We start from the raw sequence: 17,098 nt of genomic DNA, 5'->3' as shown, positions 1-17,098 counted from the left end.
GCCCGGCACGGAATATGCCTGGTTCAACAACGTCGAAACCAAGCCTGGCATTGGTTACCCCAAGGAGTGGGAAAACCAGGACAAATGGAATGGCGGCTGGATACGCAAGGCCGACGGCTCCATCGAGCCGCGTCAGGGCGGCAAGTGGAAGTTGCTGATGCGCATCTTCTCCAACCCGAACATGCCGCAGATCGACGACTACTACGAACCTTTCACCTTCGACTACGACCATCTGCAGTCGGCGCCGGAAATGAAGGCTACCCCGACGGCGCGGCCACGCAGCCTGATCACCGGCAAGCGCATGGAAAAAATCGAGTGGGGCCCGAACTGGGAAGAGATCCTCGGCGGCGAGTTTTCCAAACGCAGCAAGGACGCCAACCTGGCGAACTTCGACCAGGTCCAGAAAGACATGGTCGGCCAGTTCGAAAACACCTTCATGATGTATTTGCCGCGCCTGTGCGAGCACTGCCTCAATCCGGCCTGTGTGGCCTCCTGCCCATCTGGTTCGATCTACAAGCGCGAGGAAGACGGCATTGTGCTGATCGACCAGGACAAATGCCGGGGCTGGCGCATGTGTGTCTCGGGTTGCCCCTACAAGAAGATTTATTACAACTGGAAAAGCGGCAAGGCCGAAAAGTGCACCTTCTGCTACCCGCGCATTGAAGCCGGCCAGCCGACGGTCTGCAGTGAAACCTGTGTGGGCCGCATCCGTTACCTCGGTGTGGTGTTGTACGACGCGGATCGCATCCAGGAGGCGGCCAGTGTCGAGGACGACAAGGATCTGTACCAGGCCCAGCTTGACATTTTTCTGGACCCGAATGATCCGAAGGTGATTGAACAGGCGCGCAAGGATGGTATCCCCGAAGCCTGGCTGGAAGGCGCGCGCCGCAGCCCGGTTTACAAGATGGCGGTGGAATGGAAAGTGGCACTGCCGCTACACCCCGAGTACCGCACCTTGCCCATGGTCTGGTATGTACCACCGCTGTCGCCCATCACCTCGGCGGCCAACGCCGGTCACATAGGCATCAACGGCGAGTTGCCCGACATTGCGCAGATGCGCATCCCCGTGCAGTACCTGGCCAACCTGCTGACAGCCGGCGACACGGCGCCAGTGATCCGTTCGCTGCAGCGCATGCTGGCCATGCGCTCTTACCAGCGCAGCAAACATGTGGACCAGGTACAGAACCTGGCCGTGCTTGAGCAGGCCGGGCTCACGGTGGCCGAGGTTGAGGAGATGTACCAGATCATGGCGATTGCCAACTACGAAGACCGGTTCGTCATCCCCAGCAGCCACCGAGAATACGCCGAAAACACCTTCGACATGCGGGGTGGTTGCGGCTTTACTTTCGGCAACGGCTGCTCCGACGGTGCCAGCGACGTCAGCCTGTTTGGCGGTAACAAGAAACGCACCATTCCCATCAAGGTAGAGGTCTGAACCATGGCACTTTTCAACAAACCTCCGTTGGCGACAAAAAGCCTGCGCGTACTCGGCCGGCTGCTCGGCTATCCCGGCACCGAACTGCTTGGCAACTTGTCAGCGCTTTCAGTGGCACTGCACGACGAGCACGCCCTGAGTCCGCAGCGCCTGGCTGAGCTGGACACCCTCATGGCCGCGCTTGCAAGTGCCGAGCCGCTGGATACCGAGGCCGCCTATGTCGAACTGTTCGACCGGGGTCGTGCTACCTCACTGCACCTGTTTGAACATGTGCATGGTGACTCGCGCGACCGGGGTCCCGCCATGATTGACCTGGCACAAACCTACGAGAAGGCCGGCATGTACCTCGCAGAAGGCGAGATACCAGACTATTTGCCGGTGGTGCTTGAGTTCACTTCCACCCAACCGGCACACGAGGCGCGTGAGTTTCTGGGTGAGATGGCACACATATTCAACGCCATTTTCGCGGCGCTACAGCAGCGCGGCAGTGCTTACGCCAGCGTGCTCGGTGCGCTGCTGGAATTGGCCGGAGAGAAAGCCCAGCCGGTCCAGATTGCTGCCGAAGAGCCCATCGACGCGGTATGGCAGGAACCGATCGTCTTTGACGGCTGTTCGTCCAAAGGTCAGGCCAGGCCCGACCAGCCACAACCGATTCACATCGTGCCGCGCGCAGCCCGGGCACGCCCTTCGCAAGGAGCACAAACATGAGCCCCGGACTTCACGGTTTTCTTTTTGGTGTCTACCCCTACATCTGCCTGACGGTATTTCTGCTGGGCAGCCTGATCCGCTTTGACCGCGACCAGTACACCTGGAAAAGTGATTCGTCCCAGCTTCTGCGCACCGGACTGCTGCGCTGGGGCAGCAACCTGTTCCACGTCGGCATCCTGTTCCTGTTTTTCGGCCATCTTGTGGGCCTGCTGACACCACATGCGGTGTACGGCGTTTTCATGGACGCTGCCATGAAGCAGCGCATGGCGATTTATGCGGGCGGTATTGCTGGCTTCATCTGTTTCATCGGACTGTCGATGCTGATCTATCGGCGCATGTTCGATCCGCGCATTCGTTACACCAGCCATGCCACCGACCTGGCCATTTTGCTGATCCTGTGGGTGCAGCTGGTGGTGGGGTTGATCACCTTGCCCTATTCCTGGGGGCATGCGGACGGCAGCGTGATGCTGATCCTGGCCGACTGGGCGCAGCGCATCCTGACCCTGCGCGAGGTCGATTCTGCGGCCCTGGCGGTCCTGCCCTGGCCGTACCTGTTTCACATTGTGTTTGGCATGACGATTTTCCTGTTGTTCCCGTTCAGCCGCCTGGTACATGTCTGGAGTGGTTTCGCCTCGGTGGCCTACATTTTTCGCCCGCACCAGATCGTGCGCAGCCGCCGCCTCGGTGTCCCCGGCAGGACGCCGGAGCAGCGTCAGAAATCCAGTTGAACAGCAAGGAGTGATTCATGAGTGACTTGACCTTGACACCCGCGCCGATGTCCCAGGGCTGCGGCAGCAGTAGCTGCCAGTGCGCCCCCCTGTCCGCCCTCGCGTCGGCTCCCCAGGTGACGCCCATCGCCCGCATCAATGGTGTGGCGTTATATGCAGACGGCTTGGCGCCCGACGCGGATACGCTGCGCGAGTTGGCCTACACCGAGTTGCTGCGCCAACAAGCGGTCCGGCAAAGTCTGCTGCCGGAGCATGACGGCCCGGCCGCGCCCGAAGTGAGCGAGGACTGGCGCCTGATCATCGAAGCGATGGTGGACCAGCAGACGAGCAGCCCCACACCCTCCCCAGAAGAAGGCCAGCGTTACTACGACGCACACAAGCCGCAGTTTGTGGTGGGCCAGGCCCTGCATGTGCGGCATATCCTGTTTGCCGTCACGCCGGGCGTCAATGTCCAGGCGCTGGCGGTGCATGCCGAACGAGCTCTGCTGGAACTTTCGCACAAAGGGGTGCCCGCTGAGCGTTTTGCGCAACTTGCCGCCGAGTTGTCGAACTGCCCCAGCAGTGCGCAGGGCGGCGACCTTGGCTGGATAGGCCCGGATGACTGTGCGCCGGAACTGGCCAGGGAGCTCTTTCATGTGCAGCACACACAGGGCGGCACGGGCGTGCATCCGCGTCTTTTTCACACCCGCTTCGGCTTTCACATCATTGATGTGCTTGAACGCCGCAGCGGCGCGGAGCCCGCCTATGAAGACGTGCGCGAGCGTATCGCCGCCATGCTGACCCTGCAGTCGCGCGCCAGGGCCTTGCACCAGTACATGAGTCTGCTGGTAGGGGAGGCAGATATCGAGGGTATTGCGCTGGAGGGAGCCGATTCGCCCCTGGTTCAATGAATGAGGAGACCGCCACAACCGACGAGTTGCTGCTGCGTTTGCGGCGTTTCCATTCTGATTATTTTCCGCTGCACCAGCAGCGCTTTCAGGACCTGGTGGCGCAGGGGCAGCACCCCAAGACGCTGTTCATCGGTTGCTCTGACTCGCGCGTGGTGCCCTACCTGCTGACAGGCGCAGGTCCGGGCGAGCTGTTCATTGTGCGCAATGTCGGCGCATTTATTCCCCCCTACGATGGATCGCATGGCCTGCATGGAACGACGGCTGCGATTGAATTTGCAGTACTCAGCCTGCATGTGGAGCGCATCATCGTTTGTGGACACAGCCACTGCGGCGCCATACGAGCCGCTTACGAAGGCGTTCCCGAGGAGGCGGTGGCGCTTCAGGCCTGGCTCAAGCTGGCCAGCGAGGCCTTGCTGCCCGTGCGGTCAAGTCCCGAGGCGCTGCGCCGCACCGAGCAGCGCGTGGTGGTGCTGCAGCTTGAACGGCTGATGGCTTACCCCATGGTGCGGCGTGAGGTCGAAAACGGCGTTCTCACGCTGCATGGCTGGCACTATGTGATTGAGGACGGCGAAATCCATATCTTTGATGTACGACAAGGCAGCTTTGTCCCTGCCGCGATAGCCTCTACCAGCGGCACTGGCCCGTACCAACCTTATGTGGAGCACGATGGACAAATCATCAGCAACTGACCCCGCCGCCCGGACAAACGTCGATGCGGCAGCGGCTGCCGCGACATTGCAGACTCTGACCGACGATTCAGGTCTCAAACCCTGGCGGTTGGTCGGCAAAAACCTGATTCCGGTGGTGCAGGGCGGCATGGGCGTGTGTGTGTCTGCCGGCGGACTGGCTGGCGCCGTGGCACGGCTGGGCGGGGTTGGTACGCTGTCGTCGGTGGACTTGCGGCGCCTGCACCCGGATCTGATGGCCCGCACTGGTCATCTGGACAAGGAGCCCGATGCGCGCGTACAGATTGACAGCGCCAACCTGGAGGCGCTGGACCGTGAAATCCGCCGCGCGCGCGGCCTGGCCCAGGGCCGGGGGCTGATTGCGGTGAATGTGATGAAGGCCGTCAGTGCTTACGAAAGTTACGTGCAGCAGGCCCTGGCCAGCGGTGCCGACGCGGTGGTGGTCGGCGCCGGCCTGCCGCTGGACCTGCCTGATCTGGCGCGCGACTACCCCAAGGCCGCATTGATCCCCATCCTGTCAGACGCGCGTGGCGTGCAATTGCTGGTGCGCAAGTGGCAGAAAAAGGGTCGTTTGCCCGATGCCATCGTGATTGAGCACCCCGGCCTGGCTGGCGGTCATCTGGGCGCTGCGAAGGTAGCCGATCTGCACGACACGCGATTTGATTTTGAGGTGGTCATTCCGCAGGTGCTGGAATTTTTCAGGACAGCCGGCATTGAGCGCGAAATTCCCTTGATTGCGGCGGGAGGCATCAACTGCCGCGAGGACATCCTGCGCCTGCAGGGGCTGGGGGCGTCTGCCGTACAACTCGGCACGGCGTTTGCCGTGACCCAGGAGTGCGATGCCGACCCTGCGTTCAAAAAGGTATTGGCCGATGCCAAACCGGAGGAGCTGGTGGAATTCATCAGCGTGGCCGGCCTGCCTGCGCGCGCTGTGCGCACCCCCTGGCTTGAAAAATACATCCGGCTTGAGCCCAAGCTCCAGGCGGCCGCACATGTCAAGCGCAAGTGCAACATGTCGTTTGACTGCCTCACCCATTGTGGTCTGCGCGATGGTGTGGGCAGCATGGGACAGTTTTGTATTGATCAGCAGCTTGGCCACGCATTTGACGGGGACACGCGTCAAGGCCTTTTCTTCCGTGGTGCTGCTCGCCTGCCGTTTGGCAATCAGATCCGTTCGGTGCAAGAATTGCTGCAGTGGCTGCTGGGCGGTATCCGGCCCGCAGTGTCCATCGCAGGAGCGCCAGCGTGAAACGCGATCCCATCAACCGTCCGCAGGACCTGACGGACACCCAGCCCATCACCCAGGACGTGCTGCAGGAAAAATACCTCAAACCCGGTGAAACCGGCGTCGAAGACATCTACCGGCGCGTGGCCCGGGCGCTGGCTTCGGTGGAGCCGGAGGCCGGGCGGACCGCGCATGAGGCGCTGTTTCTGGAGAACCTGCACGCCGGCGCGATTGGTGCGGGCCGCATCATGAGCGCAGCGGGCACGGCCATCCAGGCCACGCTGATCAACTGCTTTGTGCAGCCGGTGGGGGACTGCATCCAGGGCGTGGATGAAGGCGGCTACCCCGGCATTTATGAAGCCCTGCGCGAAGCGGCAGAAACCATGCGGCGTGGCGGCGGTGTGGGTTACGATTTTTCGCGCATCCGCCCGCGCGGTGCCGAGGTCAAGGCCACCGCCTCCATGGCATCGGGCCCGTGCAGCTACATCAATGTGTTTGACCAGTCCTGCTCCACCGTCGAAAGCGCCGGTGCGCGGCGTGGCGCGCAGATGGGTGTGCTCAGAATCGACCATCCCGATGTGCACGAGTTCATCACCGCCAAACGCACCCCGGGGCGCTGGAACAATTTCAACGTGTCGGTGGGTGTGCCTGACAGCTTCATGCAGGCGCTGGCCCAGGACCAGCCCTGGGAGCTGGTACACAAAGCCAGACCCGGTGCCGAGCTGATGGCGCAGGGCGGGTTCCAGCGTGCCGACGGCATGTGGGTATATCAGACGGTGGCGGCGCGCGAGTTGTGGGACACCGTGATGCGCTCGGCCTACGACTTTGCCGAGCCGGGCATCCTGTTTCTGGACACCATCAACCAGGACAACAACCTGCGTTATTGCGAGGATATTGCGGCGACAAATCCTTGCGGCGAGCAACCGCTGCCGCCCTACGGCTGCTGCGACCTCGGGCCCATCATCCTGACCCGCTTTGTGCGCCATCCATTTGGCTTCTACGGGGTGGCGGATTTTGATTTCACCGCGTTTGCGAAGTCGGTGAGCACGCAGGTGCGGGCGCTTGACAACGTGCTGGATTTGACCTTCTGGCCCCTGCCGCAGCAGCAGGCCGAGGCGGCTGCCAAGCGCCGCATCGGTGTGGGGTTCACTGGGCTGGGCAACACCCTGGCCATGTTGTGCCTGCGTTACGACGCGCCCGAAGGCTGCGAGATGGCGGCGCGTATCGCCATGTGCATGCGAGATGCGGCCTATGCCGCTTCGGTTGCGTTGGCCCGCGAAAAAGGCGCGTTTCCGAAATTTGATGCCCAGGCCTATCTGGCACCCGGCACCTTTGCCAGCCGCTTGCCGGCAGCGCTGCAACAGGCGATCCGGGTTGACGGCATCCGCAACAGCCATCTGCTGTCGATTGCCCCGACCGGCACGGTCAGCCTGGCCTTTGCCGACAACGCTTCCAATGGCATCGAGCCCTCTTTTTCGTGGACCTACCGGCGCAAAAAGCGCGAGGCCGATGGCAGCACCACAGACTATGCGGTGCAAGACCACGCCTGGCGCCTGTACCGGGAGCTGGGCGGCGATGTGAACCAGCTGCCCGGCTACTTTGTCTCGGCGCTCGACATGCCCGCCGCCAGCCACATTGCCATGATGCAGGCGGTGCAGCCTTTGGTGGACACGGCAATCTCCAAAACCGTCAACGTGCCGGTCGACACGCCGTATGAAGATTTCAAAAGCCTGTATCAGCAGGCCTGGCGCGCCCGGCTCAAGGGCCTGGCCACCTACCGGCCCAACGCCATTCTCGGTTCGGTGCTGGACATCGATACGCCCTCCGGGCCTGAGGCCGCAGCGCCCGCCGACCCAATGCGCACAGTGATCGAAAGCCGTCCCAAAGGGGCGTTGCCTGCGGTGGCCGAGAAAGTCGACTACTGGACGCAGGAAGGTCACAAGACGCTGTACATCGTGGTGTCATTCCTGCCCATCCCGACCGTTACCGGAGAAGGCATGGTCGAGCGCGCGATTGAGTTCTTCATGCCGGTGGGCCAGAGCGGTGAGTCGCAGCAATGGATCACCTCCAGCATGCGCATGTTGTCGCTGGCGGCGCGCGGCGGCTTTCTGGAGCGGGCACTCGGCGACATGCGCAAGGTCGCCTGGGACCGCGGGCCGGTGCGCCTGGGAACCCATGAGAAGGCCGACGGCACCCATGTGCCGCTGTGGCACGACTCCGAGGTGGCGGCCATTGCCTACGCAGTGCAGAACATCATTGCCCGGCGCACCCGGCCAGCGGGCGGCAGCCCTGTCCCTGCTTCGGAGCTGACCGTCGACGCCGCGTCGTCGGCCCCGGTCATGGCGGGCAGAAAATGCAGCGAATGTGGCGCCCACGCAATGATCCGCAAGGACGGCTGCGACTACTGTACGCAATGCGGGCATCTGGGGGTGTGCGGATGAGTGAGCCGCCGCGCATGGCCGCGTCAGTTCTACCCGGCAAATCGCCAACCGGTGCGCGCTTGATGGTGGACCCGCGCTGGCGGGCGGCGCACCTGTTGCTGGCGCCGCACCGGCTCGGATTTTTTCTGGCCATGGGAGTGCTGACGGGCGCAGGCGTCTGGTGGGCTCTGGTGCAACTGGACCGCGTCAGCGGGCTGCTGAGCTTGCCCTACGCGTTGTCGCCTTCGCTGGTGCATGGCGTGGTGATGACCTTTGGTTTTCTGCCGCTGTTTTTCTCTGGTTTTCTGTTCACGGCCGGTCCGAAGTGGCTGGCGGTCGCACCGCCCGCTGCGCGGCAGGTGATGGCGCCCTTGCTGCTGCAAGGGGGCGGCTGGCTACTCTGGCTGACGGGCGCCCATCTGCATGGCCTGACGGCGCTGGCCGGGCTGGTTCTGGCCTGCACCGGGCTGAGCTGGGTCACGCTGATGTTCTGGCGCCTGATACGGCGCAGCCGGGCCGAGGACCAGCTGCATGCACGCAGCGTGGGGGTGGCCTGCGTGGTCGGCTGCGTGAGCCTGGCGGGCGTGGCGCTCAGTCTTTTTCTGGGCCTGCCAGCGCTGGCACGGGCCTGGGTGCTCACCGGCCTGTGGGGTTTTGTGGTTGTGGTGTACATGGTGGTGGCGCACCGCATGATTCCGTTTTTTACTTCCAGCGCGATGCCGCTGATCGACGCCTGGCGGCCTTTCTGGGCGCTGTGGCTGATGCTGGCCGTCGCCGCCGGTGAAGTGACAGCGGTGTGGGTCGAGTGGCAGGGGCCACCTCAAGGGCTGGCGGGCGCCTGGTGGATGGCGGTGCGCGGCAGCCTGGAGTTGGCCGCTGGGGGTGTGTTGCTCTGGCTGGCCGTCATCTGGGGGCTGGTGCAAAGCCTGAAAAACCGCCTGCTTGCGATGCTGCACATCGGCTTTGTCTGGTTGGGTCTGGCGTTGCTACTGGGCGGGCTGTCCCAGTGGCTCGGGTGGGCGCAAGGCGCGCCGGTGCTGGCCTTGGGCTCGCTGCATGCGCTGACGATGGGGTGTCTGGCCTCGCTGATGCTGGCCATGGTGACGCGGGTGTCCTGTGGCCACAGCGGCCGCGCGCTGGTGGCAGACGGACGGGTTTGGGCACTGTTCTGGCTGCTGCAGGCGGCCACCTTGCTGCGTCTTGGCGCTGCCGCGCAAAGCCCTTGGGCCGCCTGGTTGCTGCTGGCTGCCGCCATGCTGTGGGCTGCCGTGATGCTGGCATGGGGTGGGCGACTGGCCAACTGGTACGGGCGTCCGCGTACCGATGGTCGCTCCGGTTGAGCGCACAAAGATGGATCTGATGCATGCTCCGCTCCGTACCTGCGAAGCCGCGTTGACCGGGCGCGAGACGGCCTCCATGGCCGCGGCGTTGATGGACGCGCGGCAGACGATTCTGCCCAAGCACCTGTTTGCCCCTGGCCCTGATGCCGCACAGCTCGACATGATTTTTTCTGCTGCAGCAACCGCGCCCGATCACGGCCAGTTGTTGCCCTGGCGTCTGGTGCAGGTGCCGGCGGCCTCGCGAGCGGCGCTGGCTGATGTTTTTGCCGACGCCTTGCGTGTGCGCGATGCACAGGCCGGCGACGCGCAGCTGGCACAGGCGCGTGAAAAAGCGCATCGCGCGCCCCTGCTCTTGCTGCTGGTGGTCGATGGCCAGCGTGGCGACCCCGCGATAGACCTGCACGAACGTATTGTGTCTGCCGGCTGCGCCGTACAGAACCTGCTGCTCATGGCAACGGCGCTCGGCTTTGCATCGGCTCTGACAAGTGGCAAAGCCCTGAAGTCCGCCGGACTGCGTCGGCTGTTTGGGCTGACGGATGCCGATCACGCCTTGTGTTTTGTCAGCGTAGGCACGGCCCGTGCGCGCAGGCCCGCGCGGCTGCGCCCGGTGTCTACTGACTTTGTTCGCTGCCTTTCTTCCTGCGGCAAGACCGCGCCAGTGCTGTAGCGCGGCTGACTTTCTTTTTTGTGACTGGACCAAGCCATGGATATTCTGAGTTTTGACGATTTGCTGCAGGCCGCCCGCGCGCAGAGCCAGCCACAGCGCCTGCTGTTTGTTTTTACCGGTGTGGAGCTGCCTGAGGACAGCACGCCAGTGCAGCGTACGCGATTTGAGGCGGGCCAGGGAGGTGCGCTGGTACCGCTGATGTGTGTGGACAAACGTCCCGAAGAGCTCAGCTCGTTTGCTGCCCTGGTGCAGGAGTCCAGCCAGTTCGGCCACGCCTGGGGACTGGTGTTTGCGGCAGCTCTGGGCGGCCGGGCCGACCGCGCGCCGACCAGCGACGACGCGGAAGAACCCCTGCTGCGCATGGTCGAGTCCATCAAGCAGGGAAACATTGGCGCCTTCATTCCGTTTGACGCCCAGGGTCAGCCGGTGCAGTTCGGCTGACATGGGTGTGCTGCGACGCCTCGTGCCCACGGCGGCCTTGCCGGGCCTACACGCGCCGGGGGCGGGTTTTGAAGCGCCGTTCGAAATGCTGGCTGCCTGCCATGAGCGTGTCGAACGCATGCTGGCGCTGCTTGCGCGCCTGCAACAGCATCTGCTGGAAATCGGCTGCGACGATCCCGCCCGGCAGGCGGCCAGCGATGTGATGCGCTACTTTGACCTGGCCGCGCCGCTGCACCATCAGGACGAGGAGTTGCATGTGTTTCCGCCGCTGCTGGCCGGGCCGGACGCCGGCCTGCGCAGCCTGGTGCAACGGCTGCTGCAGGATCATCGCGCCATGGAAGCGGCATGGCCTGCGGCGCGCCATGTTCTGGCTGCGGTGGCCGGTGGTCCGGCTGCAGGCTGGACCCCGCTACAGCCAGAGCAGACTGCTGCCCTGCATGCTTTTGCCGCGCTGTACCAGCGGCACCTGGCGGACGAGGACGGCCTGGCCTACCCGGCCGCACAAGAGCTGCTGAGCGTACCGGCGCTGCAGGGCATGAGCCGCGACATGATGCAGCGCCGGGGTGTGCTGCCGGTCACCGGGCCTTGAATAGAGGCAAAATGGCGGGATGAACGCGCCCGACTTTCCCGACGCCCTGGCCGCCCGCAGCGCCCTGCCGGAACTGATGCAGACTCTGGGTTTGCAGGCAAAAACGGCTGCAGCCCTTATGGCGCGCGCGTCAACAGCTATAAAAAACAGAGCGCTTCTTGGCCTGGCGAGCTTACTGCGCAGCCAGACGGCGGCGCTGCAGGCGGCGAACCAGCGGGATGTCGAACGTGCCATAGCCGCCGGCCTGGCCGCGCCGCTGGTGGACCGCCTGGTGCTGAGCCCGAAAATACTGGAAACCGTGGCCGTCGGCTGCGAGCAACTGGCGGCCATGCCCGACGTGATCGGCGAGATCATCGGCATGAAGCAGCAGCCCAGCGGCATCCGCGTCGGTCAGATGCGCGTGCCGATTGGTGTCTTTGGCATGATTTACGAAAGCCGGCCCAACGTCACGATTGAAGCGGCCTCGCTGGCCATCAAAAGCGGCAACGCCTGTATCTTGCGCGGTGGCTCCGAGGCGATTGAATCGAACAAGGCGCTCGCTGCGCTGGTGCAGCAGGCGCTGCTGGGCGCCGGCTTGCCTGTGGAGGCGGTGCAATTGGTGCCGACCACCGACCGCGAAGCGGTGGGCCTCCTGATCACCATGGCGCAGTTTGTCGACGTGATCATTCCGCGCGGCGGCAAGGGCCTGATAGAACGCGTCAGCCGCGATGCCAAGGTGCCGGTGATCAAACACCTGGACGGCAACTGTCATGTCTATGTGGACGACCCCTGCGACATGGCCATGGCCGTGACCGTGGCCGACAACGCCAAAACACAAAAATTCAGCCCCTGCAATGCCAGCGAGGGCCTGCTGGTGGCGCGCGGTGTGGCGGCGGAGTTTCTGCCAAAGATAGGCGCCATTTACGCCGCAAAAGGTGTGGAGATGCGCTGCGACGCTGAGGCCCGGACCATGCTCGCGAAGCTGCCGGGGGCCAAGGTGCTGCCCGCCACTGAGCAGGACTGGTACGAGGAATACCTGGCGCCCATCATCAGCATCAAGGTGGTCGCCGATGTGGACGAAGCGATTGCCCACATCAACCAGTACTCCAGCCACCACACCGACGCGATTCTCACGCGTGACCACATGCATGCGCAGCGGTTTCTGCGTGAAGTCGATTCAGCCAGCGTGATGGTGAATGCGAGCACCCGCTTCGCTGATGGTTTCGAGTTTGGCCTGGGCGCTGAAATCGGCATATCCACCGACAAGTTCCACGCCCGTGGCCCGGTGGGGATTGAGGGCCTGACCTCGCTGAAATACGTGGTTCTGGGCAACGGCGAAGTGCGGCTTTGACGTCCGTGTTCCCCTGATCTTTTCCAGACGTTGATGAAAGCCATTGCCCGTCCCTTGCCTTTTGTCCTGGTGTCCTCCGGACACGGGACCATGATCGTCAACCGCAACGACTACCGCATGGTCGATGACAAGCGTGGTTATGGTGTCGGTCATCAGATTTTTGAAAGCTCTTATTTTGATCCGCAGGAGATCCAGCTGGCCCTGGACATGCTCAGCTTGCGGCGGCAGGTCCATGGCGATGGTGTGCTTGCGATTGATGGCGGCGCCAACATCGGTGTGCATACTGTCGAGTGGGCCAAACACATGCACGGTTGGGGCCAGGTGATCGCGGTAGAGGCACAGGAACGGGTGTTTTACGCGCTGGCTGGCAACATTGCGATCAACAATTGTTTCAATGCGACACTGCACTATGCCGCGTTGGGCGCCGAAGAAGGCAGTATCACCGTTCCCAAGCCGGATTATTTGAAACCGGCCAGTTTTGGCTCGCTGGAGTTGCGCCAGAGCGGAAAAAATGAATTCATTGGCCAGTCCATTGACTATTCGCCCGCCGGGGGACAGCCGGTCAAAATGATCACGGTGGACGGCCTTGGCCTGAGCAGGCTGGATTTTCTCAAACTTGACATTGAAGGCATGGAACTCGAAGGTCTGGCGGGGGCCCTTAAGTCCATCGCGGCGCATAGGCCGATCATGCTCATTGAGACCATCAAGACGGATGCGGTCGCGCTCAAGCGGATGCTGGATGAGCATGGCTACAAGCAGGTGCACGTGGGAATCAACATACTGGCCATTCATTCAGCAGATCCTTGCCTGGCGCATGTCAACTTTGTCTGAATGCCCTGCAATTTTGTTAGTCTTGGAATGAGGGACGGAGTCTACTGTCCCGCTTGAAGCCGGGGCTTTCGGCCCAAGCTCTCCTGTTTGCAGCCTTTTCTTTCCAGAGGACTTCATGGTTCCGCACCTCATCACCGCCCTGAACGGCCCGATCAACGAGCTCGAGCAGCGCATTCTGGATACCACGCCGGCGATAGAGCGCTGGTTCCGGCTGGAATGGATGGAGCACACGCCGCCGTTTTACAGCTCGGTCGACGTGCGCAACGCCGGCTTCAAACTCGCGCCGGTCGACACCAACCTGTATCCCGGTGGCTGGAACAACCTGACGCCCGAGATGTTGCCGCTGGCGGTGCAGGCCGCCATGGCGGCGATTGAAAAAATCTGTCCCGAGGCGCGCAACCTGCTGGTCATTCCTGAAAACCACACGCGCAATACCTTTTACCTGGCCAATGTGCTGCAGCTCAAGCGCATCTTCCACCAGGCCGGCCTGAACGTGCGTTTTGGCTCGCTCAGCCCCGACATCACCGAACCCACCACGCTGACCCTGCCGACCGGCGAGGAGATCACGCTGGAGCCGCTGGTGCGCACCGACAGGCGCCTGGGTCTGAAAAATTTTGACCCCTGCACCATTTTGCTGAACAACGATTTGTCGGCCGGCCCCCCTGGCATGCTGGAAGACCTCAACGAGCAGTATTTGCTGCCGCCGCTGCATGCGGGCTGGTCCGTGCGGCGCAAGTCGCGCCACTTCCAGGCCTATGAAGAGGTGTCCAAGCGTTTTGGCAAACTGCTGGGCGTCGATCCCTGGCTGATCAACCCGATGTTTGCCAAATGCGGCGAGGTCAACATGGCCGAGGGCGCCGGCATGGATTGCCTGACCACCAACGTGGATGCGCTGCTGACCAAAATCAAGCGCAAGTACAAGGAATACGGCATCAACGAAAAGCCGTTTGTGGTCGTCAAGGCCGACAACGGCACCTACGGCATGGGCATCATGACGGTGCGCGATGTGAAAGACCTGGACGAGCTCAACCGCAGAACCAAAAACAAGATGAGCACCACCAAGGACGGCCAGGCGCTGTCCGAGGTCATCATCCAGGAAGGTGTGCAGACCAACGAGCGCATCAACGACGCGGTGGCCGAACCGGTGGTCTACATGATGGACCGTTATGTGGTGGGCGGCTTCTACCGCGTGCATGCCGATCGCGGCATCGACGAAAATCTCAACGCCCCAGGCGCCAGTTTTGTGCCACTGGCATTTGCCGACAGCGGCCGCCTGCCTCAGCCCGGCGTCAAACCCGGCTCCAGCGGGCCGAACCGCTTTTACATGTACGGCGTGATCGGCCGGCTGGCCATGCTGGCCGCCAGTTACGAGCTGGAAGCGACTGATCCCGATGCCGAGGTGTATGACTAGGGGGTTCTGTTACAAGTTGTTGCAGTGCAACAAAACCCGAAAATCTTTCGATCAGGGGTCTGCGCGGGCTTGCTTCGCGGCTCGTGAGGCGCAAAATAGCGTCCCCAAAGCAACCTTTCCCGCCGCTGAGGCCAGCGCCTGACGCTGCCCACGCGGGAATTTTTTTGTGTCCAGAAAAAAATCTTCACTTGCTGCGCTTACCCTGGGCGCCATCGGCATTGTTTACGGCGACATCGGCACCAGCGTGCTGTATGCCCTCAAGGTTGTCTTCAACTCGGGTTACGTGCCCCTGACTCCGGACAACGTCTACGGCATCCTGTCCATGGTCTTCTGGACCATCACCGTGATTGTTTCCCTCAAGTACGTGACCTTGATCCTGCGCGCCGACAACAACGGCGAGGGGGGGTTGATCGCCATGCTGGCGCTGGCCACCAACGCTGTCAACGACAAGCCCAGGCTGCGGCGCTGGCTGCTGGCCGTAGGCATCTTCGGCACTGCGATTTTTTATGGCGACGGCGTCATCACGCCGGCCATTTCGGTGCTTTCAGCCGTCGAAGGGCTGGAGCTGCTGTCGCCGGCCTTCAAAGACTACATCATGCCGATTGCGCTGGTCGTGATATTCGGCCTGTTCTACGTGCAGAAAAACGGTACCAGCGGCATAGGCCGCATGTTCGGGCCGATTTGCGCGGTCTGGTTCATTGCCATCGCGGCGCTGGGCATTCCGCACATCTGGGCGCACCCCGAAGTGCTGGGTGCCGTCAGTCCGCACCATGCGCTGCGTTTTATCTTCCAGCATCCTGGAACCACCTTTGTGCTGTTGGGCGCGCTGGTGCTGTGTGTCACCGGCACCGAGGCCTTGTACGCTGACCTGGGGCACTTCGGCAAAAAACCGATACGCATGGCCTGGTTTGTACTGGTCATGCCGGCGCTGCTGATCAATTATTTCGGCCAGGGCGCGATGTTGATCTACACACCTGAATCGGTCACCAATCCCTTTTACCTGATGGCGCCCAAGTGGGCCCTGGTGCCGCTGGTGATTCTGGCAACTGCGGCCACGGTGATTGCCTCCCAGGCGCTGCTCTCGGCGGCTTTTTCTGTCAGCAAACAGGCGATCCAGCTCGGCTACCTGCCGCGCATGCAGATTCGCCATACCTCGGTACACGAGACTGGTCAGGTCTACATTCCTGCCGTGAACTGGTCGCTGTTCGCCGCGATTGTGGTGGCGGTGGCGTTGTTCAAAAACTCGACCAATCTCGCGGCAGCTTACGGCATTGCGGTGACTACCGACATGCTGATCACCACCGTGCTGACCTTCTTCGTGATCCGCTACGCGTGGAAGCTGCCACTGGCTCTGTGTATTGCGGCTACCGGCATCTTCTTCGTCGTAGACCTGATGTTTTTTGCGTCCAACGCCCTTAAATTTTTCCAGGGCGGCTGGTTTCCGGTGCTGATCGGCCTGGCCATGTTCACCGTCATGATGACCTGGAAGCAGGGTCGATCACTGCTCAACAGCAAGCTGCGCGCCGACGCCATTGACTTGCCGAGTTTCCTGGAGGCGGTGTTTGTCAGCCCGCCAGCGCGGGTGGAAGGCACGGCGGTATTCCTGACCGCCGAGCCCGGCGTGGTGCCCAACGCGCTGCTGCACAACCTCAAGCACAACAAGGTGCTGCACGACCAGAATCTGTTTGTCACGGTGCTGAACCACGAAGTGCCCTGGATCGGCCTGGACAAACGTCTGGTGATCGAGTCGCTGGGCCACAACTGCTGGCAGGTGGTGATCCACTACGGGTTCAAGAATGACCCTGACGTGCCCAAGGCCCTGCAGCAGATGCGTACTCGTGGCTGTGAGCTGGAGACCATGACCACCAGCTACTTCCTGTCGCGCGACGTGGTGGTGCCCACCATAGGCGGCGGCATGATGCCCTGGCGGGAAAAGCTCTTCGCGCAGATGCACCACAACGCCAGTGGGGCGGCGGATTTTCTCAATTTGCCGAATAACTCTGTGGTGGAGCTGGGCAGCAAGATCGAGATTTGAGTCTTGGTGTTTTGGGGCTGCAGCCCTTGCCCCATAAGCGTCAGCAGCTATTGAATTGATAGCTAAATATTTCTCACGCTTGTCATTCTGGACTTGATCTGGGAGCCATGTTCGATGACTCCTGCTGTGGGGTCTGCCTGCAAGCCGGGTCTCGCCCCGGCGGGCGAGGCACTTTTCTTTGCGTCGCCAAAGAAAAGTACCCAAAAGAAAAGCGACCCGACTGTCCGGGACCCCTTCGCTGCCGCTACGGGGCAACCTGCGCTGCTCGATTACGGCGGGGGGCGTCAGAACTCGCTTCGCTCAAACAACTGCCGCCCTTGACACCGCCTCCATCTGCGCTGCTCGGCCCGGCCAAACGGGCT

The 17,098-nt window shown here is 62.4% G+C and carries 15 protein-coding genes; all 15 read left to right on the top strand.

The window, feature by feature from the left end; all coding sequences use genetic code 11:
- Window positions 1–1,435: nitrate reductase subunit beta (narH, locus tag Q8L50_RS14960; protein ID WP_305349430.1), on the top strand; the 1,435-nt coding region annotated here is incomplete at its 5' end.
- Between the two features lie 3 nt (window positions 1,436–1,438).
- Complete coding sequence (gene narJ / locus Q8L50_RS14955) at window positions 1,439–2,143, top strand: nitrate reductase molybdenum cofactor assembly chaperone (RefSeq protein WP_305349429.1); 705 nt, start codon at window positions 1,439–1,441, stop codon at window positions 2,141–2,143.
- Window positions 2,140–2,871 (top strand): respiratory nitrate reductase subunit gamma, encoded by a 732-nt coding sequence (narI, locus tag Q8L50_RS14950; RefSeq protein ID WP_305349428.1) that lies wholly within the window; start codon window positions 2,140–2,142, stop codon window positions 2,869–2,871. The genes narJ and narI overlap by 4 nt, the downstream gene beginning before the upstream one ends.
- A 17-nt stretch (window positions 2,872–2,888) precedes the next feature.
- The gene (locus Q8L50_RS14945; protein ID WP_305349427.1) at window positions 2,889–3,761 is read left to right on the top strand and encodes a peptidylprolyl isomerase; all 873 of its coding nucleotides are present in this window, start codon (window positions 2,889–2,891) and stop codon (window positions 3,759–3,761) included.
- Window positions 3,758–4,450 carry a carbonic anhydrase gene (locus Q8L50_RS14940; protein ID WP_305349426.1) on the top strand — a complete coding sequence of 231 codons (693 nt, stop codon included), beginning with the start codon at window positions 3,758–3,760 and terminating at the stop codon, window positions 4,448–4,450. The genes Q8L50_RS14945 and Q8L50_RS14940 overlap by 4 nt, the downstream gene beginning before the upstream one ends.
- Window positions 4,428–5,696, top strand: a complete 1,269-nt coding sequence (locus Q8L50_RS14935; protein ID WP_305349425.1) for a nitronate monooxygenase family protein — start codon at window positions 4,428–4,430, stop codon at window positions 5,694–5,696. The genes Q8L50_RS14940 and Q8L50_RS14935 overlap by 23 nt, the downstream gene beginning before the upstream one ends.
- Window positions 5,693–8,113 (top strand): adenosylcobalamin-dependent ribonucleoside-diphosphate reductase, encoded by a 2,421-nt coding sequence (locus tag Q8L50_RS14930; protein ID WP_305349424.1) that lies wholly within the window; start codon window positions 5,693–5,695, stop codon window positions 8,111–8,113. Before Q8L50_RS14935 ends, Q8L50_RS14930 begins: the two co-directional genes overlap by 4 nt.
- Window positions 8,114–8,127: 14 nt before the next feature.
- Window positions 8,128–9,432, top strand: coding sequence for an NnrS family protein (locus tag Q8L50_RS14925; protein WP_305349423.1), 1,305 nt, complete (start codon window positions 8,128–8,130; stop codon window positions 9,430–9,432).
- A 19-nt stretch (window positions 9,433–9,451) separates the two neighbouring features.
- A complete protein-coding gene (locus tag Q8L50_RS14920) occupies window positions 9,452–10,099 on the top strand; it encodes a nitroreductase family protein (RefSeq protein ID WP_305349422.1) in 648 nt (215 codons plus the stop codon).
- 36 nt (window positions 10,100–10,135) lie between these two features.
- Window positions 10,136–10,540 (top strand): ribonucleotide reductase subunit alpha, encoded by a 405-nt coding sequence (locus Q8L50_RS14915; protein ID WP_305349421.1) that lies wholly within the window; start codon window positions 10,136–10,138, stop codon window positions 10,538–10,540.
- Window positions 10,541–10,625: 85 nt separating this feature from the next.
- On the top strand, window positions 10,626–11,129 hold the full coding sequence (locus Q8L50_RS14910) for a hemerythrin domain-containing protein (RefSeq protein WP_305349432.1): 504 nt from the start codon (window positions 10,626–10,628) through the stop codon (window positions 11,127–11,129).
- A 19-nt stretch (window positions 11,130–11,148) separates the two neighbouring features.
- On the top strand, window positions 11,149–12,459 hold the full coding sequence (locus Q8L50_RS14905; protein WP_370869810.1) for a glutamate-5-semialdehyde dehydrogenase: 1,311 nt from the start codon (window positions 11,149–11,151) through the stop codon (window positions 12,457–12,459).
- A 33-nt stretch (window positions 12,460–12,492) separates the two neighbouring features.
- A complete protein-coding gene (locus Q8L50_RS14900; protein WP_305349420.1) occupies window positions 12,493–13,290 on the top strand; it encodes an FkbM family methyltransferase in 798 nt (265 codons plus the stop codon).
- Window positions 13,291–13,405: 115 nt separating this feature from the next.
- Window positions 13,406–14,701, top strand: coding sequence for a glutamate--cysteine ligase (gene gshA / locus Q8L50_RS14895; protein WP_305349419.1), 1,296 nt, complete (start codon window positions 13,406–13,408; stop codon window positions 14,699–14,701).
- Window positions 14,702–14,867: 166 nt separating this feature from the next.
- Window positions 14,868–16,736, top strand: a complete 1,869-nt coding sequence (locus Q8L50_RS14890; protein ID WP_305349418.1) for a potassium transporter Kup — start codon at window positions 14,868–14,870, stop codon at window positions 16,734–16,736.
- Window positions 16,737–17,098: the final 362 nt, after the last annotated feature.

It is taken from the genome of Polaromonas sp. (assembly GCF_030680935.1).
Taxonomy (GTDB): Bacteria; Pseudomonadota; Gammaproteobacteria; order Burkholderiales; family Burkholderiaceae_C; genus Polaromonas.
This window is presented reverse-complemented; position numbering and strand designations above follow the sequence as displayed.